This is a genomic window from Ruegeria sp. BG10 (assembly GCF_056538575.1).
The window spans coordinates 200,292-223,955 of the sequence record NZ_JBQFTI010000004.1; the positions used below are offsets into that span (position 1 = coordinate 200,292).

At 58.9% G+C, this 23,664-nt stretch carries 25 protein-coding genes; 13 read left to right on the forward strand and 12 right to left on the reverse strand.

Annotated features, from left to right (window positions below; translation table 11 throughout):
- Positions 1–77: 77 nt before the first annotated feature.
- Positions 78–1,466, reverse strand: coding sequence for a 1-acyl-sn-glycerol-3-phosphate acyltransferase (locus tag ACR0D8_RS16195; protein ID WP_480648041.1), 1,389 nt, complete (start codon positions 1,464–1,466; stop codon positions 78–80).
- 145 nt (positions 1,467–1,611) lie between these two features.
- Between ACR0D8_RS16195 and ACR0D8_RS16200 the strand changes: the two genes are divergently transcribed.
- From ACR0D8_RS16200 to deoD, 3 genes are all read left to right on the forward strand, one after another.
- Positions 1,612–3,579, forward strand: coding sequence for a methylmalonyl-CoA mutase family protein (locus ACR0D8_RS16200; protein WP_480648043.1), 1,968 nt, complete (start codon positions 1,612–1,614; stop codon positions 3,577–3,579).
- Positions 3,580–3,702: 123 nt separating this feature from the next.
- Complete coding sequence (locus ACR0D8_RS16205; RefSeq protein WP_480648266.1) at positions 3,703–4,020, forward strand: H-NS histone family protein; 318 nt, start codon at positions 3,703–3,705, stop codon at positions 4,018–4,020.
- Positions 4,021–4,037: 17 nt separating this feature from the next.
- Positions 4,038–4,751, forward strand: coding sequence for a purine-nucleoside phosphorylase (deoD, locus tag ACR0D8_RS16210; protein ID WP_480648045.1), 714 nt, complete (start codon positions 4,038–4,040; stop codon positions 4,749–4,751).
- A 262-nt stretch (positions 4,752–5,013) separates the two neighbouring features.
- On the opposite strand, the gene ACR0D8_RS16215 is transcribed toward deoD, so the two are convergent.
- A complete protein-coding gene (locus ACR0D8_RS16215; protein ID WP_480648047.1) occupies positions 5,014–5,160 on the reverse strand; it encodes a hypothetical protein in 147 nt (48 codons plus the stop codon).
- A 118-nt stretch (positions 5,161–5,278) separates the two neighbouring features.
- Complete coding sequence (locus tag ACR0D8_RS16220; RefSeq protein ID WP_475154491.1) at positions 5,279–6,058, reverse strand: succinate dehydrogenase iron-sulfur subunit; 780 nt, start codon at positions 6,056–6,058, stop codon at positions 5,279–5,281.
- 173 nt (positions 6,059–6,231) lie between these two features.
- On the opposite strand from ACR0D8_RS16220, the gene ACR0D8_RS16225 reads away from it, so the two are divergent.
- Positions 6,232–7,308, forward strand: a complete 1,077-nt coding sequence (locus ACR0D8_RS16225) for a glycosyltransferase family 4 protein (RefSeq protein ID WP_480648049.1) — start codon at positions 6,232–6,234, stop codon at positions 7,306–7,308.
- Positions 7,292–8,158 (forward strand): FkbM family methyltransferase, encoded by an 867-nt coding sequence (locus ACR0D8_RS16230; protein WP_480648051.1) that lies wholly within the window; start codon positions 7,292–7,294, stop codon positions 8,156–8,158. The genes ACR0D8_RS16225 and ACR0D8_RS16230 overlap by 17 nt, the downstream gene beginning before the upstream one ends.
- 76 nt (positions 8,159–8,234) lie before the next feature.
- On the opposite strand, the gene sdhA is transcribed toward ACR0D8_RS16230, so the two are convergent.
- The 8 genes from sdhA to ACR0D8_RS16270 form a co-directional block, all read right to left on the reverse strand.
- Entirely contained in the window at positions 8,235–10,040 is a 1,806-nt protein-coding gene (sdhA, locus tag ACR0D8_RS16235) for a succinate dehydrogenase flavoprotein subunit (protein WP_480648053.1), read from the reverse strand.
- Between the two features lie 18 nt (positions 10,041–10,058).
- Positions 10,059–10,430 (reverse strand): succinate dehydrogenase, hydrophobic membrane anchor protein, encoded by a 372-nt coding sequence (sdhD, locus tag ACR0D8_RS16240; RefSeq protein WP_475154504.1) that lies wholly within the window; start codon positions 10,428–10,430, stop codon positions 10,059–10,061.
- 12 nt (positions 10,431–10,442) lie between these two features.
- Positions 10,443–10,829, reverse strand: a complete 387-nt coding sequence (gene sdhC, locus ACR0D8_RS16245; RefSeq protein ID WP_475154510.1) for a succinate dehydrogenase, cytochrome b556 subunit — start codon at positions 10,827–10,829, stop codon at positions 10,443–10,445.
- Between the two features lie 199 nt (positions 10,830–11,028).
- Positions 11,029–11,691 carry a DUF1194 domain-containing protein gene (locus tag ACR0D8_RS16250; RefSeq protein ID WP_480648055.1) on the reverse strand — a complete coding sequence of 221 codons (663 nt, stop codon included), beginning with the start codon at positions 11,689–11,691 and terminating at the stop codon, positions 11,029–11,031.
- Positions 11,692–11,749: 58 nt separating this feature from the next.
- Positions 11,750–12,778, reverse strand: a complete 1,029-nt coding sequence (locus ACR0D8_RS16255) for a MaoC family dehydratase (RefSeq protein WP_480648057.1) — start codon at positions 12,776–12,778, stop codon at positions 11,750–11,752.
- Positions 12,778–12,984, reverse strand: coding sequence for a DUF1737 domain-containing protein (locus ACR0D8_RS16260; protein WP_480648059.1), 207 nt, complete (start codon positions 12,982–12,984; stop codon positions 12,778–12,780). Before ACR0D8_RS16260 ends, ACR0D8_RS16255 begins: the two co-directional genes overlap by 1 nt.
- A 12-nt stretch (positions 12,985–12,996) precedes the next feature.
- The gene (locus tag ACR0D8_RS16265) at positions 12,997–13,551 is read right to left on the reverse strand and encodes an NnrU family protein (RefSeq protein ID WP_475154530.1); all 555 of its coding nucleotides are present in this window, start codon (positions 13,549–13,551) and stop codon (positions 12,997–12,999) included.
- Positions 13,552–13,557: 6 nt separating this feature from the next.
- Positions 13,558–14,415, reverse strand: coding sequence for an HpcH/HpaI aldolase/citrate lyase family protein (locus ACR0D8_RS16270; protein ID WP_480648061.1), 858 nt, complete (start codon positions 14,413–14,415; stop codon positions 13,558–13,560).
- Positions 14,416–14,595: 180 nt separating this feature from the next.
- Between ACR0D8_RS16270 and ACR0D8_RS16275 the strand changes: the two genes are divergently transcribed.
- The gene (locus ACR0D8_RS16275; protein ID WP_475154535.1) at positions 14,596–14,895 is read left to right on the forward strand and encodes a hypothetical protein; all 300 of its coding nucleotides are present in this window, start codon (positions 14,596–14,598) and stop codon (positions 14,893–14,895) included.
- On the opposite strand, the gene ACR0D8_RS16280 is transcribed toward ACR0D8_RS16275, so the two are convergent.
- On the reverse strand, positions 14,892–15,647 hold the full coding sequence (locus tag ACR0D8_RS16280) for a sulfite exporter TauE/SafE family protein (protein WP_480648063.1): 756 nt from the start codon (positions 15,645–15,647) through the stop codon (positions 14,892–14,894). The genes ACR0D8_RS16275 and ACR0D8_RS16280 overlap by 4 nt on opposite strands.
- A 161-nt stretch (positions 15,648–15,808) precedes the next feature.
- On the opposite strand from ACR0D8_RS16280, the gene mdh reads away from it, so the two are divergent.
- From mdh to ACR0D8_RS16315, 7 genes are all read left to right on the forward strand, one after another.
- Positions 15,809–16,771, forward strand: coding sequence for a malate dehydrogenase (gene mdh, locus ACR0D8_RS16285; RefSeq protein ID WP_480648065.1), 963 nt, complete (start codon positions 15,809–15,811; stop codon positions 16,769–16,771).
- 320 nt (positions 16,772–17,091) lie between these two features.
- Positions 17,092–18,285 carry an ADP-forming succinate--CoA ligase subunit beta gene (sucC, locus tag ACR0D8_RS16290; protein WP_475154551.1) on the forward strand — a complete coding sequence of 398 codons (1,194 nt, stop codon included), beginning with the start codon at positions 17,092–17,094 and terminating at the stop codon, positions 18,283–18,285.
- Between the two features lie 6 nt (positions 18,286–18,291).
- Complete coding sequence (locus ACR0D8_RS16295) at positions 18,292–18,681, forward strand: hypothetical protein (RefSeq protein ID WP_480648067.1); 390 nt, start codon at positions 18,292–18,294, stop codon at positions 18,679–18,681.
- A 41-nt stretch (positions 18,682–18,722) separates the two neighbouring features.
- Positions 18,723–19,604: a succinate--CoA ligase subunit alpha gene (sucD, locus tag ACR0D8_RS16300; protein WP_117870362.1), complete on the forward strand. Its 882-nt coding sequence runs from the start codon at positions 18,723–18,725 to the stop codon at positions 19,602–19,604.
- Between the two features lie 18 nt (positions 19,605–19,622).
- Complete coding sequence (locus ACR0D8_RS16305; RefSeq protein WP_480648069.1) at positions 19,623–20,168, forward strand: DUF805 domain-containing protein; 546 nt, start codon at positions 19,623–19,625, stop codon at positions 20,166–20,168.
- On the forward strand, positions 20,165–20,707 hold the full coding sequence (locus ACR0D8_RS16310; protein WP_480648071.1) for a DUF805 domain-containing protein: 543 nt from the start codon (positions 20,165–20,167) through the stop codon (positions 20,705–20,707). The genes ACR0D8_RS16305 and ACR0D8_RS16310 overlap by 4 nt, the downstream gene beginning before the upstream one ends.
- Complete coding sequence (locus ACR0D8_RS16315; protein WP_475154561.1) at positions 20,704–23,661, forward strand: 2-oxoglutarate dehydrogenase E1 component; 2,958 nt, start codon at positions 20,704–20,706, stop codon at positions 23,659–23,661. The genes ACR0D8_RS16310 and ACR0D8_RS16315 overlap by 4 nt, the downstream gene beginning before the upstream one ends.
- The last annotated feature ends 3 nt before the right edge of the window (positions 23,662–23,664 follow it).

Below are 23,664 nucleotides of genomic sequence, written 5' to 3' on the forward strand. Positions count from 1 at the left end.
GCAGAATCGCTTGCATTAAGGATGAGATATTGGGCTAAAAGAAATATTGCAATAGATTTCGCCGTCATTTTGTAATTTTATGACCCTGCGGATGCAGAAATTTCTTTCGCAGTCGCAGCAATGACCTGCTTTGCGTTCAGCGGCGCCGAGGCTGCGTAAAAATCTAGCAGATCAACCCTTTGACCTGACAGGGATAATACTCCGCCGCTGCGGTTCAGAATGCGACGCTCGACCAGCTGATCTATGGCGGCCCGGACAGGTTCGCGGTCCGGGGTTGTGGAAATTCCGTCACGTCGCATCAGATTGGCGATCACCTCAACAGCCTCCGCTTCGGGCATTTCCCCCTTTTCGCGCAGCAGCCAGCATGCCGCAGGACCTGGCACAAGTGGAATTTCCGCCGCGATCCCGGCCATCAGATCCCTGGCCAGGTCTGTCATCAGGTCCTTCTCATGCGCTTTGCGGAAAGTCTGCAGCGAAATCGGCTGACCGTACCGGACCGAGGCCATCCCAAACCGTTTGTACCGCCCGACCAGCCGTCGCGCGATCTGCTTGAGGATCCATCTGGTGATGACCCCGATACGGGCGCGAAACCGTCTTTGCGTTCCCAGCGCGGCCTTGGTCAGAATCGTGTCTTCCAGCACGCGGTCATAATTCAGCGCGACCGGAACGAACACAACATCCTGCCCATCCTGCGCGGTGCCGTCGATGATATATTTCAGCAGGCCCAGTTTCGGTCGCCCCAACGCCCCGGTCAGGCTCAGCCCGCCTTCGGGGAACATTGCCTGTGTCACGCCTGCCTCGGTCGCGTGGCGGACGTAACACGCCAGGACCTGACGATACAGATCACTGCCTGACTTGCGCCGGATGAAATAAGCCCCCATGGCCCTTATCAGGCGGCTGAGCGGCCAGACTCGGGCCCATTCGCCCACCGCGTAAGACAGGGCGGATTGCTGTGCGGCCAGATAAGTAACCAGAACGTAATCCATGTTGCTGCGGTGGTTCATGACAAAAACGACCGTCGCGTCCGGGTCGATGCCCTTCAGCGCGTCCTCGTCCTTGTAACTCAGCCGCACGTCATAAAACGCATTGCTCAGCATCCGGGCCAACCGGATTGCGATACTGAAATAGGCCACTGCGGAAAAGGATGGCACAATCTCGCGGGCGTAACGCCGGGCCTGCTCAAAGGCGACCGCCTCGGGAATTCCGGTCTCCTGCGCGTGGGCCTGTACGGCCTGTCCGACCTGCGGATCATAGATCAGCCGCTGGATCATGTCGTGACGCCGCGCCAGTTTGAAAGGCTGAATCGGCCGCTGCAGGCGAGTGTTCAGGCGCTTCACCGCGCGTTCAAGGCGCCGGCGGAAAAACCATCTCACCGAAGGAAACAGGAAATGCGAGGCAAATGTGACCGCGGCAAACACCACGATCAGCAAAAACAGCCACAGCGGAAGCTCCACGGTCTGGGTCATGCCCCGCACCCTGCCACCAAACGTTTCGTCCTACAAACAGAAGAACCCACTATGCCGCGACGCAGCGAATTGACATGTCCCAAAAATTGCGCTTTAGAACCCCTGTACGTAATTTTGTTGCCCACTCGAAACACGAGGCTCCGCCATGACGCAGACGCAGAAAGATCGCCCCTGGCTCATCCGAACCTATGCCGGTCATTCCACCGCCAAAGCCTCGAACGCGCTGTACCGGGGCAATCTGGCCAAGGGGCAGACCGGGCTGTCCGTGGCGTTCGATCTGCCGACGCAAACGGGTTATGACAGCGATCACACGCTGGCGCGCGGCGAGGTGGGCAAAGTCGGTGTGCCGATCGGGCATCTGGGCGACATGCGGGTTCTGTTCGATCAAATTCCGCTGGAACAGATGAACACTTCCATGACGATCAACGCGACAGCGCCCTGGCTGCTGGCGCTTTATATCGCTGTGGCGGAAGAACAGGGCGCGGATATCTCCAAGCTGCAGGGCACGGTTCAGAACGATCTGATCAAGGAATACCTGAGCCGAGGTACCTATGTCTGCCCGCCGAAACCGTCGCTGAAGATGATCGCGGATGTGGCCGAGTATTGCTATTCCAACGTGCCGAAATGGAACCCGATGAACGTGTGTTCCTATCACCTGCAAGAGGCCGGTGCGACGCCTGAACAGGAACTGGCCTATGCGCTGGCCACCGCCATTGCCGTTCTGGACGAATTGCGCCCCCGCGTCCCGGCTGAGGATTTTCCAGCCCTTTGCGGGCGGATTTCGTTCTTCGTGAACGCGGGCATTCGGTTTGTTACCGAAATGTGCAAAATGCGCGCATTTGTCGACCTTTGGGATGAAATCCTACAACAGCGCTACGGCGTGGAAAACCCGAAATTCCGTCGATTCCGATATGGCGTTCAGGTGAATTCGCTCGGCCTGACCGAACAGCAGCCGGAAAACAACGTCTACCGTATCCTGATCGAGATGCTGGCCGTGACCCTGTCGAAAAAGGCGCGCGCCCGGGCTGTCCAATTGCCCGCCTGGAACGAGGCGCTCGGCCTACCGCGCCCGTGGGATCAGCAGTGGTCGATGCGGATGCAGCAGATTCTGGCTTATGAAACCGACCTGCTGGAATATGGAGATCTGTTCGACGGCAATCCGGCTGTGGACGCCAAGGTCGAAGAACTGAAAATGGGCGCCCGCGCCGAACTGGCAAATCTGGATTCGATGGGGGGCGCGGTCGCCTCGATCGAATACATGAAATCTCGTCTGGTCGATTCAAACGCCGAACGCCTGAACCGGATTGAGCGGAACGAAACCGTTGTAGTTGGCGTAAACAAATGGGCAGATGGCGAAGCTTCGCCATTGCAGACCGAGGACGGCGGCATCATGGTCGTCGATCCGGCGGTAGAGCAGGAACAGATCGACCGGCTGAACGCATGGCGTGCGGAACGCGACCACGCAGCCGTATCAGCGGCTCTGGCCGCGCTACGGCAGGCGGCGCAATCTGGGGCCAATGTGATGGAACCCTCAATCGCCGCGGCAAAGGCCGGCGTCACTACCGGTGAATGGGCAGAGGAAATGCGCAAGGTCTACGGCACCTATCGCGGCCCGACCGGCGTGTCCGGCTCGGTATCGAACAAAACCGAAGGTCTGGACGACCTGCGTGCAGCGGTGGACGCGGTCAGCGACAAGCTGGGCCGCCGCCTGAAGTTCCTGGTCGGCAAGCCCGGTCTGGACGGGCATTCCAACGGTGCCGAGCAGATCGCCTTTCGCGCCCGCGACTGCGGCATGGACATCAGTTACGAGGGAATTCGCCTGACGCCCGAGGAAATCGTGACCGCCGCAATCGAGGACAAGGCGCATGTGATTGGCCTGTCGATCCTGTCGGGCAGCCACGTCCCGCTGGTGCAGGATGTCATGACCCGCCTGCGCGAGGCCGGGCTGGACAACGTCCCGGTGGTTGTCGGCGGCATCATCCCGGACGACGACGCAGCCAAGCTGAAGGCGATGGGTGTTTCCAAAATTTATACCCCCAAGAATTTTGAACTGAACGCGATCATGGGGGATATCGTCACGCTGGTTGATCCGCAGACCCTCGCGGCGGAGTAACTTTCGCACGATCAATTGATTTCTCTGCCTCTATTCCTTTAACGAAAGGGATAGATAATTGCCGAAATTAGAATTACGGTGAAGACGCGTCCGCCGATGTCAAATTTCGAATTGGAGAATAAAATGGCGATCAACCTAGACAAAATGTCGCGCAAAGAACTTCTTGAATTGCGCGATCAGGTTGAAAGGGCGCTGAGAAGCGCCGAAAAACGAGAGCGTAAGGAAGCTTTGAAAGCGGCAGAAAAAGCGGCCGCTGAATTCGGGTACTCGCTTTCCGAATTGTCGAGCGAAGGCACCAAAGGCCCTAAGGGTTTGAAAACAAGTGCGAAATACAGAAACCCCGCGAACCCGGAACAGACCTGGTCAGGGCGCGGACGCAAACCGCAGTGGATTCACGATGCTCTGCAATCGGGCGCGGATATTTCTGATTTGGAAATCTGACAGGAATTGGTTTCGAAATGACAATTCATATTGGCGCCGAAAAAGGCGATATCGCCGAAACCGTATTGATGCCCGGTGATCCGTATCGGGCAAAATGGGCGGCAGAGACGTTTTTGGACCAGCCAAAACTGGTCAATAACGTGCGCGGAATGCTGGGTTTTACCGGAATCTGGAAGGGAAATCCGGTTACAATTCAGGGCAGCGGCATGGGCATGCCGTCCCTGTCGATTTATGCCAACGAACTGATCCGGGATTTCGGGGCGAAGACTCTGATTCGCATCGGGTCCTGCGGTGGAATGCAGGACAGCATCAAGGTCCGCGATGTCATTCTGGCGATGACATCAACAACGCTCAGCACACCGTCACGCGGCATCATGAAGGAGATGAACTTTGCCCCCTGCGCCGATTGGGGCTTGCTGCAGGCCGCTGCTCGGGCCGCGGCGGCCAAAGGAACACCCACGCATGTCGGCGGGATCTACTCGTCCGATGTATTCTATGATGAGCGTCCGGATTTGAATGAACAGATGGTCCGGCACGGAATTCTTGGGGTCGAGATGGAAGCCGCCGAGCTTTACATTCTGGCGGCGCGTCACAAGTGTCGGGCTCTGGCCGTGCTCACTGTCTCCGACCATTTGCTGACCGGCGAGGCTTTGCCGTCATCCGAGCGCGAGAGCAGTTTTGGCGATATGGTCGAAATCGCACTGCACGCGGCCTTTTCGGAGGCCGCCTAAAAGCTGATTGAGGGCGTCGCCCTTAGGGGCTGCGCAGGCAGCGGGTCGGTGTATCGGCCCCTTCCTGCTGCGCCCCGCAAAAGGCGCAGACCCAGACCCCTTCCTTTCGGTGTTGCCGCCAGCGGCAATCCCGGGTCAAGGACGATGAACGCGCCCGCCACAGAAAAAAGGCGAACACTCCGGCGGCCAGTATGAGCAACAAAACGGGCATGCCGATGCATTGCCCGCTTTGGTTCGGATTTGCAAGATTCGGAAGGTCGGATCAGGCGGCGTTTGCGTATTCGAACAAGTCGGGTTCGCGCTGCGTGGTCGGCCGCTTTTGTTCCGGGCTGTAATAGGCCCATGCCTGTTCCAGCAGTTCAAGGGCTTCAGCCGCAGGTGTTTTGTTTTCAGAATTTCGTGCCTGCATCGGAGCGATTCCGTTTCGGTTTCATCACCCCTCCCTGTCCGAAAGATAGGTCCGAACAGGGATCAGCGCATGGCATTTTTCCGCATTCACGCTATGCGCTGGTTGCAAAGCCCGGCGATCAGACCGCCCGTTCGACCATCATCTTCTTGATCTCTGCAATCGCCTTGGCCGGATTCAATCCCTTCGGGCAGGTCTTTGCACAGTTCATGATCGTGTGGCAGCGGTACAGTTTGAACGGATCTTCCAGATCGTCCAGACGCTCACCCGTGGCCTCGTCCCGGCTGTCGATGATCCAGCGGTAAGCATGCAGCAACGCGGCGGGGCCAAGATAGCGGTCGCCGTTCCACCAGTAGCTGGGGCACGACGTCGAACAGCTGGCGCACATCACGCATTCATAGAGACCATCCAGCTTCTTACGGTCTTCGATGGACTGCTTCCATTCCTTCGCCGGCCGGTTGGTCTTGGTTTCCAGCCACGGCATGATGCTGGCGTGCTGCGCGTAGAAATGGGTCAGGTCGGGGATCAGGTCCTTGACGACCGGCATGTGCGGCAACGGGTAAATCTTCACATCACCCTTGATCTCATCCATGCCGTAGATACAGGCCAGCGTGTTGATCCCGTCGATATTCATCGCGCAGGACCCGCAGATGCCTTCGCGGCAGGACCGGCGGAAGGTCAGGGTCGGATCGATCTCGTTCTTGATCTTGATCAGCGCGTCCAGAACCATCGGACCGCAATTGTCCATATCAACGAAATAGGTATCCACCCGGGGATTCTGCCCATCGTCGGGGTTCCAGCGATAGATCTGAAACTTGCGAACGTTGCTGGCACCTTCCGGCTTGGGCCAGGTTTTACCGGTGGTGATCCGGGAATTTTTTGGCAGGGTGAGTTGTACCATTTCCGACCTCGCTAAATTCCCGTAAATGGATACACGCTGAGACCCCGGAAGCCAACCGTTTTACCTTGAAAACAGTCAAGAAAATTGGGCAAAATCCCCTTCACGAACCCACCGCGTAATGGGAGCCCACCTTGCCCGATCGAAATCAGATTGGGCCGGTTTCAGGACAGTGAATGCCAAGCAAAGTCGTCAACATCCCCTACGGCACAAAAAACCCGTATCAGAACATGATGTACATGTCCTGCGCGCCGGAATTCACGCTGGCGGCGGCGCGAAACGCGGAAATCAACAGCTTTGGAAGACCTGAGTTCCGGTCCGAGAATGACATAGTTCACCTCCATTGGGACGACCGGCTTTTTCGCATACCGGATGAAGATGGCGCACCGCCGGATCAGGGGTTTCTGCGTGCGCGGGACCAGCTGAAGGGGTTTCAGGATCAGGGCGGGCGCGTCATCTGGACCATTCACAATCGGTTCGCACATTCCCGGACCAGCCAGAGCGACGGCTTTCGCGCCGTTCGGCAGCAGCTTTCCGATCTGGTCGATCTGATTCATGTGCACACGCCGCACGCCCGGCAGCATATGATCGAGGTTTATGGCGCAGACCCGGATAAAATCCGGCTGATCCCGCATCCCAGCTATCTGGGTGTCTATGAGCCCGAAGAGTCAACGATCAATCGCCCAATGGCGCATCGCGATTTTACCCGGTTCCTGACCTTTGGAACCATGCGCGGAAACCGCGAGCTTGAGCGGCTGGAACACGCCGCAAAAAAGCTGGTGAACCGGGGTTATGACTTTCATTTGTCGGTGGTTGGCCGGGTGTTCTGGCCCGGGCGCCACCTGATGCGCCAGATGCAGAGCAACCCGAAGGTCACTGTCACCCCCGACCGCATCCCGGATCAGGACATACCTGCCGTATTTTCCGACGCGCATGCCTATGTCCTGCCATCGACGACAACTTTCACGTCCGGCACCGCCATGCTGGCCCTCAGTTTCGGGCTGCCAATCATAGCTCCGGACACGGCCGCGCATCGGGACACCACACCTGAGGCTTGCCATGATCTGCTTTACGAACCTCATACCGCACGGGGTCTGATACGAATGCTGCGTCACGTGATGCAGATGACCGATAAGGAACTGTCCGAAAAACGGCAGGCCTGTTTCGATTTTGCCATCGAGCGGCACCCTGAGAACGTTAGCCAAATGCTCGCCAACACCCTGAAGGAGCTTGTCGGTGAACCAGGAACGTAATTCCAGAATCTCGTCTCTCTATAATCTTCTTGACCTTCCCGATTTGGTTCGTGTCGCCGATGTTGGCGCCAATCCGATGCGTCATGACGCGCCCTATCGAGATCTTCTTGCCTCGGGAAACTGCGATGTCATCGGTTTTGAGCCGCAAGAAGAAACCATGCACGACCTGATCCGGAAAAAAGGACCGAACGAGCAGTATTTCAATACTGCTGTCGGCGACGGAGGGCCGGCAACCCTGAACATCTACAAAGGGTCTGGCCTGACGTCGCTACTGCGCCTCCGTGATGCAACGCTGCGACACCTGAGAGGGTTGCGCAGAGCGGCCCGGCAAATTGGTACGATGGAAATCCAGACTCAAAAACTGGATGAAATTCAGGATCTCGGTCGGGTGGATTTTCTGAAAATCGATATTCAGGGTGCCGAGCTGTCCGTATTCGGGTCAGGAAAAGCTACCCTCAAAAATGTCGTTGCAGTACAAACCGAGGTTTCGTTCTTTCCGCTTTATGAAGATCAACCCGGTTTCGGTGAAATAGATATGTCCTTAAGAAACTTTGGGCTGGTTCCGCACAGCTTCGCCCATATCGAAAATCGTTTGGTAGTATCGAAATGGTCCGGCCTGCTGACAGATTTCAAACCCTCGCAAATGCTGGACGGTGACATCGTTTACCTTCGGGACTTATCTGAGCCAGAGAAGATCGGCACTGTCGAGCTGAAACGTATGGCCATATTGTCCGAGGGTGTATTTTGCTTCACAGATGTGAGCATCAAAATTCTTGATATTCTGGCCCAGCGGAAAGCGATTTCCGAAGCAGATGCACAGGATTACATTCACACCTATATCACAGCGTAATTGTATCAGGAATTTCGCAGGCAATCACAGTCTAACGAACGCAGGCCATTTCCAAAAAAATGGCCTGCGGAATTGATCAGAACGTTCGCGCCTTTGGCGCAATCTTCTGCAGGCTGATGCCGCCTTCGTCTTCTGTTGTCAGCGGATCCGTGATCACAGGGCGATAGCTGAGTTCAACCGTGTTGCCTTCGACCCGTGAGACGGTATGGACACGCCAGTTTTCGTCATCGCGTTCGGTGAAATCCTCATGCGCGTGGGCACCGCGGGATTCCTTGCGTGCCTCGGCACCGACGATGGTGGCCAGCGCACTGGGCATCAGGTTGGTCAGTTCCAGCGTTTCCATCAGGTCACTGTTCCAGACCAGCGACCGGTCAGACACTTTCAGGTCATCCATCTTGGCGGCAATTGCGGTCATCTTTTCGACGCCTTCGGCCATGGTCTTGGCGGTCCGGAACACGGCCGCGTCCTCTTGCATGGTCTTCTGCATCTCAAGCCGCAGATCGGCGGTCGGAACCGCGCCGCTGGCATTGCGGACTGCATCGAACCGATCAAACGCCTTGTCAACCGAGACCTGGTTCAGTACCGGATTCGCCGCGTCCGCATCCACGACCTTGCCCGCGCGGATTGCCGCCGCGCGTCCAAACACCACGAGGTCGATCAGCGAGTTGGAGCCCAGACGGTTTGCGCCATGCACCGAAGCACATCCGGCCTCGCCCACGGCCATCAGCCCCGGCACCACTGCGGTCGGGTTGTCGGCGGTCGGGTTCAGTACCTCACCCCAATAGTTCGTCGGGATACCGCCCATATTGTAATGAACTGTCGGCAGAACCGGGATCGGCTCTTTCGTCACGTCCACCCCGGCAAACACGCGCGCGGATTCGGAAATGCCCGGCAAACGCTCCGCCAGCGCCTCAGCCGGCAGGTGGCTGAGGTTCAGGTGGATGTGGTCGCCGTCGTCGCCATGGCCGCGCCCTTCGCGGATTTCCATGGTCATCGAGCGCGAGACATAATCGCGTGGCGCCAGGTCCTTGTACTGGGGCGCATAACGCTCCATGAACCGCTCACCTTCCGAGTTGGTCAGGTATCCGCCCTCACCCCGCGCGCCTTCGGTGATCAGGCAGCCCGAGCCATAGATGCCGGTCGGGTGAAACTGCACGAATTCCATATCCTGCAGCGCCAGACCCGCACGGGCCACCATGCCGCCGCCGTCGCCGGTGCAAGTATGGGCCGAGGTCGCGCTGAAATACGCCCGGCCATACCCGCCGGTGGCCAGAACCACCATCTTGGCGTTGAAGACATGCATCGTGCCGTCGTCCAGCTTCCAGCAGACGACGCCCTGACACTGTCCGTCCTCGGACATGATCAGGTCGATGGCGAAATATTCGATGTAGAACTCAGCGTTGTTCTTCAGCGACTGACCGTACAGCGTGTGCAGGATCGCATGGCCGGTTCGGTCCGCAGCGGCGCAGGTGCGCTGTACCGCGGGGCCTTCGCCGAACTCGGTCGTGTGGCCGCCAAAGGGGCGCTGATAGATCTTGCCTTCCTCGGTCCGGCTAAAGGGCACGCCATAGTGTTCCAGCTCGTAAACGGCCTTGGGAGCTTCCCGCGCGAGGTATTCCATCGCGTCGGTGTCCCCCAGCCAGTCCGAGCCCTTGACGGTGTCGTACATGTGCCACTGCCAGTGGTCGGGGCCCATGTTCGACAGCGATGCGGCGATACCGCCCTGTGCAGCGACGGTGTGCGAACGCGTCGGGAAAACCTTGGTCACACAGGCAGTGCGCAGCCCCTGTTCCGCCATGCCCAGCGTGGCCCGCAGACCCGCCCCGCCGGCGCCGACAACGACCACGTCATATTCATGCGTTTCGTATTCGTATGCAGCCATTTCTTTCAGCTCCGGGAATTAAAGGGCGATGCGCGCGATGGCGAACAGGCCAGCCGCTGCCGCACCGTAAGACAGACAGGTGGTGAGGATGATCAGCACCTTTTCCATGGTGCCGTGGACATAGTCCTCAAGCATAACCTGAGCGCCCTCGGCAAAGTGCTTGAATCCGATCACCAGCGTCAGCGCGGCAACAATGGCCGGGAACGGGCGCGCGTAATAGTCCAGCACCACGTCATAGGGCTGACCCAGAACCGGGCCGAATGTGAAGATGAACAGCGGAACGAGGATCAGCAAAGCCACCGAACTGACCTTCATCCGCCAGAAATGAGCCGTTCCCGCCTTGGCCGAACCCAGGCCGGTCGCGCGTTTGCGGTCTGTCAGAAAACGCATGTCAGGCCTCCTTCACGCAACGATCAGCAGGGTGATCAGGGTCAGAAGGACTGAACCGATCACAACCGCCCAGCCCAGCTTTTCCGCGGTGGGCAAATCCAGCCCGACCGCATTGTCCCAGATCAGATGTCGGACACCGGCCAGCGTGTGATACCACAGACCCCAAAGCGAAAACGCCATCACCAGATCGCCCAGTACCGAGGTCAGCCACCAGTTCGCGCGATCGAAAGCCTCTGGTGACGTCGCTGCGGCCAGAAACCACCAGACGATCAGCAGGGCTGCTACGATCAGCGCGTTTCCGGTGATCCGCGTCAGGATGGACGTGACCGAGGTCAGCTGTGGACGGTAGATCGACAGGTGCGGCGATAACGGGCGGTTGCCCCGATTGACATCGGCCATGGCGGCTCCTTTTCGGTTGGCTTCCGAAGGTTTTACTTGTTTTTGCCCCTCTGTCACGTGCTGCAATTGCAAAAAAGCCAATAATTGGCGCAAAATCCCGGATATTGCCTGAATGTGATCACACAAAATATTGTCGTGATCACAAAAGAAAATGCGCCGCCGCGGTGTTAGCGCCGACAGCACCGAATCTCTGGCAAGGCTAGTCTATGCCGGCTGTTTGCTGGGTGACTTCGCGCAACAGCTTTTTGCGGATGCGCTCTGGATAGTCGGCAAATCCTGTGGCCGAAACCACAAATGCGCCCTCGCCCACGATCACGTTTTCAAAGAAATAAGCGGTCAGGTCAGGTTCGCTTTCTTCGATGGCGATGGCGTTCACGGTCACCCCCCGGGTCCGCAGAACACCGTGCACTTCGGACGGCTCCACCCCTTCATTCGATACCCCGTCGCCCGAGATGTCGATCAGGTGGCGCTTGCACTCGGCGACGGCATCAAAACTGGACATGGTCATTTCCAGCGCTTCGCCGATGGCCGTGGAGAAGTTGCGCCAGACCCTTGGGTCAGCGGCAACCTGATCGGCAAAACGATCCAGCGTGTCGAAACTGTCGATATGGGTCCAGGGAATCGTGACCTTCTGCCGCGACGATCCGGTCCATTGCACCAACATCAGACGCGCCTGCCCGCGCAACAGCGCTTCGGACACCACCGGGTCGCGCAAACCGGAGGCCAGACCGTCCATCTGGATTCGGTATTCCGTCGAATCGACGGAGCCAGACACATCCACCGCCAAGGCCAGTGCAAGGTCGCACGCCATGGCGGGCGGGGTCAGAAACAGGCAAGTGACGGCAGAGCGAAGCAGGACCATGAGCACAGCCTAGCATGAATGTGGCAGGCTGCGTTCAAATGAATGTCACCGACGGTTATCAAATCGGCATCAAGGCCCAATAATCAAGGTCCAGCAACACGTTAGGCATGTATCGGCCATCCGCATTCTTCAGCGAAAACGGCTCGCCGCCCTTGATGGCCACCAACCGCAGACGAATGGCACCAACGCCGGGCACGGCGGTCTCGGCCTTGTCCAGAACCTCGGACCAGGCTTTGATGGTATCGCCTGCAAAACACGGGTTCGCATGGGCGCCACCGTTCAGCCCCACGATCATTTGTGCGTTTGCTAGGCCGTTGAACGACAGCGCGCGCGCCATCGAGATCACGTGACCGCCATAGATCAGCCGCCCGTCGGGGCGGAAGGTCAGGTCGAAATGCACCTTGGCCGTGTTCTGCCACAGGCGCGTGGCCAGCATATGCTCGGCCTCTTCCACGGTGACGCCATCGACATGGTCGATGGTTTCCCCGATTTCGTAATCGCCCAGACGATGCGCCTCGCCAGACTGGACAAAATCGTATTCCGAAAAGTTCAACCCTTCTGGCACCACCAAATCCTGCGGGTCGAGCGCCGGATTCAAATCAGGCATGACCGTTGCCGGTGCCGGGGCGTCGGGGTTCGATTTGCGCACCATCACCCAGCGCACGTATTCGATCACAACCTCGTCGCGCTGGTTCAGACCACGGGTGCGCACCCAAACCACGCCGGTCTTGCCGTTGGAATTCTGCTTGAGACCGATCACTTCGGATTCGGATCGCAGCGTATCACCGGGATAAACCGGCTTCAGCCAGCGCCCCTCGGCATAACCCAGATTGGCCACCGCGTTCAGCGAGATATCCGGCACGGTCTTGCCAAAGACCACGTGGAAGGCCGCAAGATCGTCGATTGGACTATGCGGCAGGCCGCAATTCCGGGCGAACGCGTCCGAGGAATACAGCGCATGCCGTGCCGGATAGAGCGCATGGTACAACGCCCGCTCTCCGTTGGTCACGGTGCGCGGCACCGCGTGATGCAGCACCTGACCGACGGTGTAATCCTCGAAAAAGCGGCCGGGATTGGTTTTTGCCATTATTGCTGTCCCAGTTTCATTTCAGGGGAATACTCGGCCTCAACCTCTTTGGTCACGGCCTGCGCACAGCGCATCACACCACTGGCGGCGTCATAGGCATAGGACGGATCGCCATAAAGCGACCACCCTTTTGCCAGCGCATCCGACACTTTGTGACAGAAGGCGGATGTGTCCTCTTCGGTCAGCAGACGGTAGAGTTGTGTCATGTTGTCAGTTCCTTACGAGGGGAACGGCGACGGGCCGACCAGCCCGTGGATATACCCGATGACGCCCAACAGAACGATCGACCCCACGAAGAACATGGCGTCCTTGCCATAGGTTCCGGGCGCGCCGGGTGTCCAGTCGGGTTCCGAGCGGTTGATCGTGATCATTTCCACCACGGCCCAGGCCAGCAAACCGCCAAACAGGATAAGCGAGGCCGGATCGTAATTGACCAGCAAATGCGCAAAGGCCCAAAGCGCAAACCCAAGCAGCATCGGATGGCGCATACCGTTCAGGATACGTCCCTTGGTTCCGGCGGGGCTCATCATCCAGATCGCGATCAGAACCAGCAGATTGTTGATGTGCTGCAGGGCCGGAGGGAAGTTGATCGTATCGAAGGAATCCGCGCTGCGATAGCCGAAAATCATCAGCAAAATCGCAACCACCAGCGACAGCGCAACCGCGCCCTTGCCCGCGTCGCCCATAGCGGCACGCCGCTCGGGCATCACGCGTTTGAACAGATGTGCGGCCCACCACAGCGCCACACCCAAAATCAGAAGAACAAAGCCCATGCTGGCTTACCCCGCTTGCAAAGCTGTAATCGCCTCTGCTTTTGCCAGAATTTCGCGGGCCGTTGCAACGTGCAGGTTTTCGACAATCTTGCCGTCGACAACTGCGACCCCCTGCCCTTGCGCCTCGACCTCTTCAAAGGCGGCGATCTGGCGCCTGGCAAGGTCGATCTCGGCGTCGGATGGCGCAAAGGCTGTATTGGTGATGTCAATCTGCGCAGGGTGGATCAGGGTTTTGCCGTCGAACCCCATATCACGACCCTGCGCGCATTCAGCGGCAAGACCGTCGCTATCCTTGAAGGCGTTGTAGACACCATCGACGATGATCAACCCTTCGGCCTTGGCGGCCAGCAAACACAGACCCAGCGAGGTCATCAACGGCAGGCGATCAGGGCGAAACCGGGTCTGCAATTCCTTGGCCAGATCGTTGGTGCCCATGACAAAACCCGCCATCAGCGGATGCGCGGCAATCTCGGCGGCGTTCAGCATCCCGCGCGGGGTTTCCATCATCGCCCAGATCGGGGTATCGCCAGTGATCGCGGCCAGCGCATCCACATCAGCCGCAGAGTTCACTTTGGGCAGCAAAACCACATCGGCGTCCATCCCGCGCACGGCCTCGGCATCTGCGCGCCCCCATTCGGTGTCCAGCCCGTTGATGCGCACAATCCTGACCCGCGCCCCGTAACCCCCAGCGGCCAGCGCCGCCTTGAGCGTTTCGCGGGCGTTGTCCTTTTCGTCTGCCGCAACCGCATCTTCCAGGTCAAAGATGATCGCATCCACCGGCAAGGTGCGGGCCTTGTCCAGCGCCCGGTCCTTGGAACCGGGGATATAGAGAACCGAACGATAGGGGCGCTGACGGGGGTCCATTGATCTTTCCCTTTGAAATATTATTGCGCGGAATGGGGCATTTTTTACCGGAAAGTTCAAGCGCAAAATCGCCGCAGCGCAGCATTCACCCAATTCAGGACGCAACGCGCGTTGCCTTAACGGGATTTCGGTCCGCGGCCCGCACCCTGATGGCCAGATGGAATCGGAAAGGATGCGCGGATGAAAAAGACGTTTTTCAAGATGACGATGGGCCTGGGGATCATGGTTCTGGCCGCGCAGCAGGTGCACGCCCGAACCTGCGCCCCACGTGCGGATGTGGTGAAGCGGCTGGCTGAAACCTATGGCGAAACGCGCCGGGGCATCGGCATCGCGCGTCAGGGCGCGGTGATGGAGGTGTACGCCTCGGACCAAAGCGGCAGTTGGACGATCACGGTGACTCTGCCCGACGGGATGACCTGCCTTGTCGCCTCGGGACAGGCTTATGAGGACATGGCCGAGGCGCTGCCGCCCAATGCTTAGGTCAGCGCATCCCAGATCAGCTTGCTACCGGTCAGGGTCAGCAGCACATAGGCAATGGCAAAGAACAGGCGTTCGGACAGCATGAAATGCGCCCGGACGCCCAGCCACGCGCCCAGGATCGCGAACGGGGTCAACAGCAGATCCGCCAGGGCTGTGTGCCATGTGAACAGACCCAGATAGGCGTAAGGCACAAATTTCGCGACATTCACGACCCAGAAGACCAAAACGGTACTCGCCTGAAACTCGGTCTTCGTCAGGCGTTGTGACAACAGGTAAACGGCGGCAGGCGGGCCGCCTGCATGGCTTACAAAACTGGTGAACCCCGCGACCAGCCCGGCAAACAGCCCGGCCGGAGGCGGCAGACGGGTGGTAAATCCGCGCACCCAACCCCGGGTCTGTGCCACGTGCCAGATCACGAATCCGACCGATATTCCTCCGATCAGAAGCCGCAGCAGATCGTCATCCGTGGCGCGGTACAGCCAGGCCCCCAGTGCAACCCCCGGAACGGCACCCAGGATCAGCAGGCGCGAATCCGGCCAGCTCCAGCGTTTCCAGTAGGGGCCAAGGGTGGCTACATCAATCACCATCAGGATCGGCAACATCAGCGCCAGCGCCTGACCGGGGTTTAGGATCAGAGCCAGAATCGACGAAGACGCAAACGCCACGCCCGAGCCGAACCCGCCCTTCGAGATACCCGCAAAGATCACGGCCGGGATCGCCACGGCAAAAAACATCAGGTTCAGTTCGAACATGCAACGTCCGGCTTTTAGGCTTGTCTCTCAGGCCGTTTAGCGCAATCACCGTTACCGTTGCAAACGGTATGCGGTCGCATGCCGCGTTGCAGGACCCTTGCGCGATGCGGCTTAAAGGACTAGCAAAACCGCGATTTCAAAACCGACCGGAGATATTCCAAATGGCCAGACCCAAGATCGCGCTGATCGGCGCAGGTCAGATCGGCGGCACGCTCGCCCACCTCGCAGCAATGAAAGAACTTGGTGACGTCGTTCTGTTCGACATCGCCGAAGGCATCCCGGAAGGCAAGGCGCTGGACATCGCTGAATCGGGTCCCGCCGAAGGGTTCGACGCCACGCTGAAGGGCACCCAGTCCTATACCGATATCGCAGGCGCGGATGTCTGCATCGTGACCGCCGGTGTGCCCCGCAAGCCGGGCATGAGCCGCGACGACCTGCTGGGCATCAACCTGAAGGTCATGAAATCGGTCGGCGAAGGCATCGCCGCCAACGCACCCGATGCGTTCGTCATCTGCATCACCAATCCGCTGGACGCGATGGTCTGGGCGCTGCGTGAATTCTCGGGCCTGCCGCACAACAAGGTCTGCGGCATGGCGGGCATTCTGGATTCGGCCCGTTTCCGCCACTTCCTGGCGGAAGAGTTCGAAGTGTCGATGCGTGACGTTACCGCCTTTGTGCTGGGTGGCCATGGCGACACCATGGTGCCGTCAGTGCGCTATTCGACCGTTGCCGGCATCCCGCTGCCCGATCTGGTCGAAATGGGCTGGACCACGCAGGACAAACTGGACGCAATCGTGCAGCGCACCCGTGACGGTGGCGCCGAGATCGTCGGCCTGTTGAAAACCGGCTCGGCCTATTACGCGCCGGCCACCTCGGCCATCGAAATGGCCGAAGCCTATCTGAAAGACCAAAAGCGCGTCCTGCCCTGCGCCGCCTACTGCGATGGCGAGCTGGGTGTAAGCGGCATGTATGTGGGCGTGCCCACGGTGATCGGCGCCGGCGGCATCGAAAAGATCGTCAACATCACCCTGAACGAAGAGGAGCAGGCCGGTTTCGACAACTCGGTCAATGCCGTGAAGGGCCTGATTGAGGCGTGCAAGGGCATCGACAGCTCGCTCGGCTAAACGTTTCGCGCCGAAGTTATTGAACCGGCCCCGTTGCGGGCCGGTTTTCTTTTGCCCTTCGCCCTGTTTCAGTGCGATCCGGGTCGCGGATGTTGGCGCAAACGTCGCAAACGCCTTATTTGAATGTCTTTTGTGCCCCTGCCGGTGAATGATCGAATCAAGCCGGAACGCCCGTCGTTTTTGTGATCACACCCCAAAAAGCTGTGATCACAAATACTGAAAATCTTCGTGAAAAACCCGCCGATCATCAAAAAAGCCTTTAACCTTGTCCCCTAGACCCCCCTATAACGATGTAATCGTAGTCAGACGGGACAGTTTCGATGAACATTCACGAATATCAGGCCAAAGCGCTTCTTCGCAGCTATGGCGCTCCGGTCTCCGAAGGTCGCGCGGTTCTGCGCGCCGAGGAAGCCAAAACCGCAGCCGGTGAACTGGACGGCCCTCTGTGGGTTGTCAAAGCACAGATCCACGCGGGTGGCCGCGGCAAGGGCTCGTTCAAAGAGGTCGACGCCGGTGAAAAGGGCGGCGTCCGTCTGACCAAATCGGTCGAGGAAGCGGCCGAGGAAGCCAAGAAGATGCTGGGCCGCACGCTGGTTACCCACCAGACCGGCCCCGCGGGCAAGCAGGTCAACCGCATCTATATCGAGGCCGGGTCCGGCATCGAACGCGAACTCTACCTGGCGCTGCTGGTGGACCGCCAGACCAGCCGCATTTCCTTTGTCTGCTCGACCGAGGGCGGCATGGACATCGAAGAGGTGGCCGCAGCCACGCCCGAGAAAATCCTGTCCTTCTCGGTCGATCCCGCGACGGGTTATCAGCCCTATCACGGCCGCCGCATCGCCTTCTCGCTGGGCCTGGAAGGCGCGCAAGTCAAGCAATGCGTCAAGCTGATGAGCCAGCTCTATAACGCCTTCGTCGAGAAGGACATGGAGATGCTGGAGATCAACCCGCTGATCATCTCGGACAAGGGCGACCTGAAAGTGCTGGACGCCAAGGTCGGTTTTGATGGCAACGCGGTCTACCGCCACCCCGACATCGCCGAACTGCGGGACACGACCGAGGAAGATCCCAAGGAACTGGAAGCCTCCAAATACGACCTGAACTACATCGCGCTGGATGGTGAGATCGGCTGTATGGTCAACGGCGCCGGTCTGGCGATGGCGACGATGGACATCATCAAGCTCTATGGGGCTGAGCCTGCCAACTTTCTTGACGTAGGTGGCGGTGCGACCAAAGAGAAAGTGACCGAGGCCTTCAAGATCATCACCTCGGACCCGCAGGTCAAAGGCATTCTGGTCAACATCTTCGGCGGCATCATGCGCTGTGACGTCATCGCCGAGGGCGTTGTGGCCGCGGTGAAAGAGGTCGGCCTGCAGGTTCCGCTGGTCGTGCGTCTGGAAGGCACGAATGTCGAGAAAGGCAAAGAGATCATCAATACGTCGGGCCTGGACGTGATCGCGGCGGACAACCTGAAAGACGGTGCCGAGAAGATCGTGAAGGCGGTTAAGGGTTAATCCAACATGGGAGTGGGAGAAGCCATCGCCCTGTTAGCTTTCGCAGCATTGGTCATTGTGGTCTTTGTGGTGAAGGAAAACCGGCTGGCCGATCCAAATCGAACAGACACAATTTACGTTTCCCAAATGCGTGAAGTTTGCACTTTGAAAGATGGTCCTGTTTCGGCAGCGCTGATCAGGCAATCCGGCAACCTCTACCGCGACTTGGGATTCTTCGATCACTGGAAGGATGCGATGGCCGAAATCGAAAAATCCATGCGCCGTGCCAAAGTCGAATCCGTGTTTGTCCAATCAAATGGCGCGGAACGATTTAAAGTCATTCGTTTGCATCACTCCCATGGCGGCAAAGCCGAAGGAAAAAAACTTGGAGGGGCGGTTATCGCCTCGGAGGCTTAACACTCGCGCTCACGGCGCGGCAAATTCAGGAGACTCCTAAAATGGCAGTCCTCATCGACGAAAATACCAAAGTGATCTGTCAGGGCTTTACCGGCTCGCAGGGCACATTCCACAGCGAACAAGCCATCGCTTATGGCACCAAGATGGTCGGTGGCGTGACCCCCGGCAAAGGCGGGATGGAGCATCTGGGCTTGCCCGTATTCAACTCGGTCCACGAGGCCAAGCATGTGACCGAAGCCAACGCTTCGGTGATCTATGTACCGCCGCCCTTCGCGGCGGACTCGATCCTCGAAGCGATCGATGCCGAGATGGAAGTGATCGTCTGCATCACCGAAGGCATCCCGGTTCTGGACATGATGAAGGTGAAACGCGCGCTGGAAGGCTCAAGCTCGCGCCTGATCGGCCCGAACTGCCCCGGTGTCATCACGCCCGACGCCTGCAAGATAGGCATCATGCCGGGCCACATCCACAAGCGCGGCTCGGTCGGCGTTGTGTCCCGTTCGGGCACTCTGACTTATGAGGCCGTCAAACAGACCACCGATGTGGGTCTGGGCCAGTCCACCTGCGTCGGCATCGGCGGCGACCCGATCAAGGGGACCGAACATATCGACGTGCTGGAATGGTTCCTGGCCGATGACGAGACCGAGTCGATCATCATGATCGGTGAAATCGGCGGCTCGGCCGAAGAAGAAGCCGCGCAGTTCCTGGCGGATGAGGCCAAGAAAGGCCGCAAAAAGCCGACCGCCGGTTTCATCGCTGGCCGCACAGCCCCTCCGGGCCGCCGCATGGGCCACGCGGGCGCAATTGTCGCCGGTGGCAAGGGCGGTGCCGAGGACAAGATCGAAGCCATGCGCTCGGCCGGTATTGTCGTAGCCGAAAGCCCGGCGCAGCTGGGTGAGGCTGTGCTGGAAGCGATTGGGTAATCGAAGTCGTCGAAAGCTATGAAAGCCAGCGTTGCACACCTACTTACTTTTTCCGGGCGGGCATCCCGCTCGGACTACTGGAAGTATGCGGTGCCGATACTGGTTGTATTGGTGGGCACCATAGCTTTCGATTTATTCGTCCTTGATCCAATAGCGTACAAACGTGAAACCATTACTACTGACTTGTTCACTGGCGAAAAATCTCGTGAAGTTTCTACGGTGATCCACTACGGCCCGGGACTACTGAGCCTCGTTGTTTCCCTTGTGCTACTTATCCCTTTCTCCTCAGTTTTATTGCGCAGAGTACATGATATCGGTTTTCCTGCCTGGTACGCTTTGCTGGCACTTTTCCTAGCTTTTTTCTTCGGACCTGCTTTGACGTTTTTCGCGGGTTTTCTGGGCATGATCTCAATTCCCTTGGCACTGATAGTTGCGTTCTTTTTGGGCGTGCCACAGCTCATACTTTCATTGCTTGCACTTCTCGTAATCATCTTGTGGGGAACGACTCCATCAGAACCCGGAATAAATGAGTACGGACCAAACCCTTTGGAGGCCAAACTATGACCTTCTCTGACGCCATCCGTACCTGTTTCTCCAAGTTCCTCACCTTCTCGGGTCGTGCCTCGCGGCCCGAATACTGGTTCTTTTTTCTGTTCGTCGTGATCTGGAGCTTTATCGCCGGGGTCATCGACGCGCGGTTCTTCACACAAGTCTCGGTCAGCCAGAGCGATGAGGTGAAATCCGTCACCGCCACGTCCGCGGCACCTGTGCAGAGCATTGTGACCCTGATCGTGTTCCTCCCGCATCTGGCCGTCGCGTGGCGGCGGATGCATGATACCGGGCGCAGCGGGCTTTATGCTCTGCTGCCGATCCTGCTGATCGTCGGGGCCGGCGCGGTCCTGATCTTTGGCATCGGCCTTGCGTCCCATTTCCAGCATGGCGGCAATCTGGACATCCTGTTCACCCGCGCCACGCTGCTGATCGTCATTCCGACACTGCTTGTCCTGTTTGTGTCGCCCCTCCTGGTTCTGTGGTGGCTGGCCCGCCCCAGCCAGCCAGGCACCAACCAATACGGTCCCAACCCATATGAGGTAGCCCAATGACCGAACACACGCCCAACTCTGCCTTTCATGCCTCAAGCTTTATGCAGGGGCATAATGCCGAATATCTGGAGCAGCTTTACGCCCAGTACACCAGGGACCCCGGTGCCGTAGACGCCGCCTGGGCCGAGTTTTTCCGGGCCATGGGTGATGCCGCACCCGACATCCAGCGCGAGGCCGAAGGCCCGTCCTGGGCGCGGACCGACTGGCCACCGATGCCAGCGGATGATCTGACCGGAGCGCTGACCGGGGAATGGGCCGAGATCGACGCCAAGGCAGCGGGCAAGAAGATCAAGGACAAGGCTGCCGCCAAGGGCGTCGAGGTCAGCGACGACCAGATCAAGCGCGCAGTGCTGGACAGCCTGCGGGCGCTGATGCTGATCCGGGCTTACCGCATCCGGGGCCATCTGGCCGCCAATCTGGACCCGCTGGGCATGCGCGCGGCCAGTACGCACCCTGAACTGGACCCAAAGACCTACGGGTTCACCGACGCCGATATGGACCGGCCGATCTTTATCGACAACGTGCTGGGGCTGCAGATGGCCTCAATGCGGCAGATCGTCGATATCGTGAAGCGAACCTATTGCGGCACCTTCGCGCTGCAATACATGCATATCTCGAATCCCGAGCAGGCCGCGTGGCTGAAAGAGCGGATCGAAGGCTATGGCAAGGAAATCCAGTTCACCAAGGAGGGCCGCAAGGCGATCCTGAACAAGATGGTCGAGGCGGAAGGCTTCGAAAAATTCCTGCACGTCAAGTATATGGGCACCAAGCGGTTTGGTCTGGACGGGGGTGAGGCCCTGATCCCCGCGATGGAGCAGATCATCAAACGCGGTGGTGCGCTGGGTGTGCGGGACATCGTGATCGGCATGCCGCACCGGGGTCGTCTGAACATTCTGGCCAATGTGATGCGCAAGCCCTATCGCGCCATCTTCAACGAATTCCAGGGCGGCAGTTTCAAGCCCGAGGATGTGGACGGTTCGGGCGACGTGAAATATCACCTCGGCGCCTCCAGCGACCGTGAGTTTGATGGCAACAGCGTGCATCTGTCGCTGACCGCGAACCCAAGCCACCTTGAGGCGGTGAACCCTGTCGTGCTGGGCAAGGTCCGCGCCAAGCAAGATCAGTTGAAGGACGAGGACCGCACCGCTGTGATGGGCATTCTGCTGCACGGTGACGCGGCCTTTGCCGGTCAGGGCGTAGTGGCTGAAGGGTTCGGCCTGAGCGGGCTGCGCGGGCACAAGACCGGTGGCACCATGCATATCGTGGTCAACAACCAGATCGGTTTCACCACCGCACCGCATTTCAGCCGCTCCAGCCCCTATCCCACGGACATCGCGCTGATGGTCGAGGCCCCGATTTTCCACGTGAACGGTGACGATCCTGAGGCTGTGACACATGCCGCCAAAGTAGCGACCGAGTTCCGCCAGAAGTTCCACAAGGACGTGGTCATCGACATTTTCTGCTATCGCCGGTTCGGGCATAACGAGGGCGACGAGCCCATGTTCACCAACCCGATCATGTACAAGAAGATCAAGACCCATAAGACCACGCTGAGCCTCTATACCGAGCGTCTGGTCAAAGACGGGCTGATCCCCGAAGGCGAGATCGAGGACATGAAGGCCGCCTTCCAGGCGCATCTGAATGACGAGTTCGAGGCCGGCAAGGACTATAAGCCCAACAAGGCTGACTGGCTGGACGGGCGCTGGTCCCACATGGACAAAAGCAAAGAGGAATATGTGCGCGGCGACACCGCGATCACTCCGGAAACGCTGGCCGAGATCGGCAATGCCCTGACCCACGCGCCGGCGGATATCGCGGTGCACAAGACCGTGGCGCGGCTGCTGGACCACAAGAAAAAGATGTTTGACAGCGGCACCGGGTTCGACTGGGCCACCGGCGAGGCGCTGGCCTTCGGGTCCCTGCTGACCGAGGGCTATCCGGTGCGCTTGTCTGGGCAGGACGCAACGCGCGGCACCTTCAGCCAGCGCCATTCCGGCTTTGTGCATCAGGAAACCGAGGAACGCTATTACCCGCTGAACAACGTCCGCAAAGGGCAGTCGCATTACGAAGTCATCGACTCGATGCTCAGCGAATATGCGGTGCTGGGATTCGAATACGGCTACTCGCTGGCGGAGCCCAACGCGCTGACCCTGTGGGAGGCGCAGTTCGGCGATTTCGCCAACGGGGCCCAGATCATGTTCGATCAGTTCATCAGTTCTGGCGAAAGCAAATGGCTGCGCATGTCCGGTCTGGTCTGCCTGCTGCCGCACGGGTTTGAGGGGCAAGGGCCCGAACACTCGTCCGCACGACTGGAGCGGTTCCTGCAGATGTGCGGTCAGGACAACTGGATCGTGGCGAACTGTACGACGCCTGCGAATTACTTCCACATCCTGCGCCGCCAGCTGCACCGCACCTTCCGCAAACCGCTGATCCTGGTGACGCCGAAATCGTTGCTGCGCCACAAACTGGCGGTCAGCAAGGCGGAAGAGTTCACCACCGGTTCCAGCTTCCACCGGGTGCTGTGGGACGACGCACAGCACGGCAATTCGGACACCAAGCTGGTCAAGGACGACAAGATCAAGCGGGTCGTGATGTGTTCCGGCAAGGTCTATTTTGACCTGCTGGAGGAACGCGATGCCCGTGGGATCGACGATGTCTACCTGATGCGGATCGAACAGTATTACCCGTTCCCGGCGCACTCGCTGATCAACGAACTTGAGCGGTTCAAGGGGGCCGAGATCATCTGGTGTCAGGAAGAACCCAAGAACCAGGGGGCCTGGACGTTTATCGAACCGAATATCGAATGGGTCCTGACCCGCATTGGCGCCAAGCACACAAGGCCGCGTTATGTCGGCCGCGCCACCTCGGCCTCGCCCGCGACGGGTCTGGCCAGCCAACACAAAGCCCAACAAGAAGCGCTGGTGAACGAAGCGCTGAGCATTGAAGGAAAATAATCG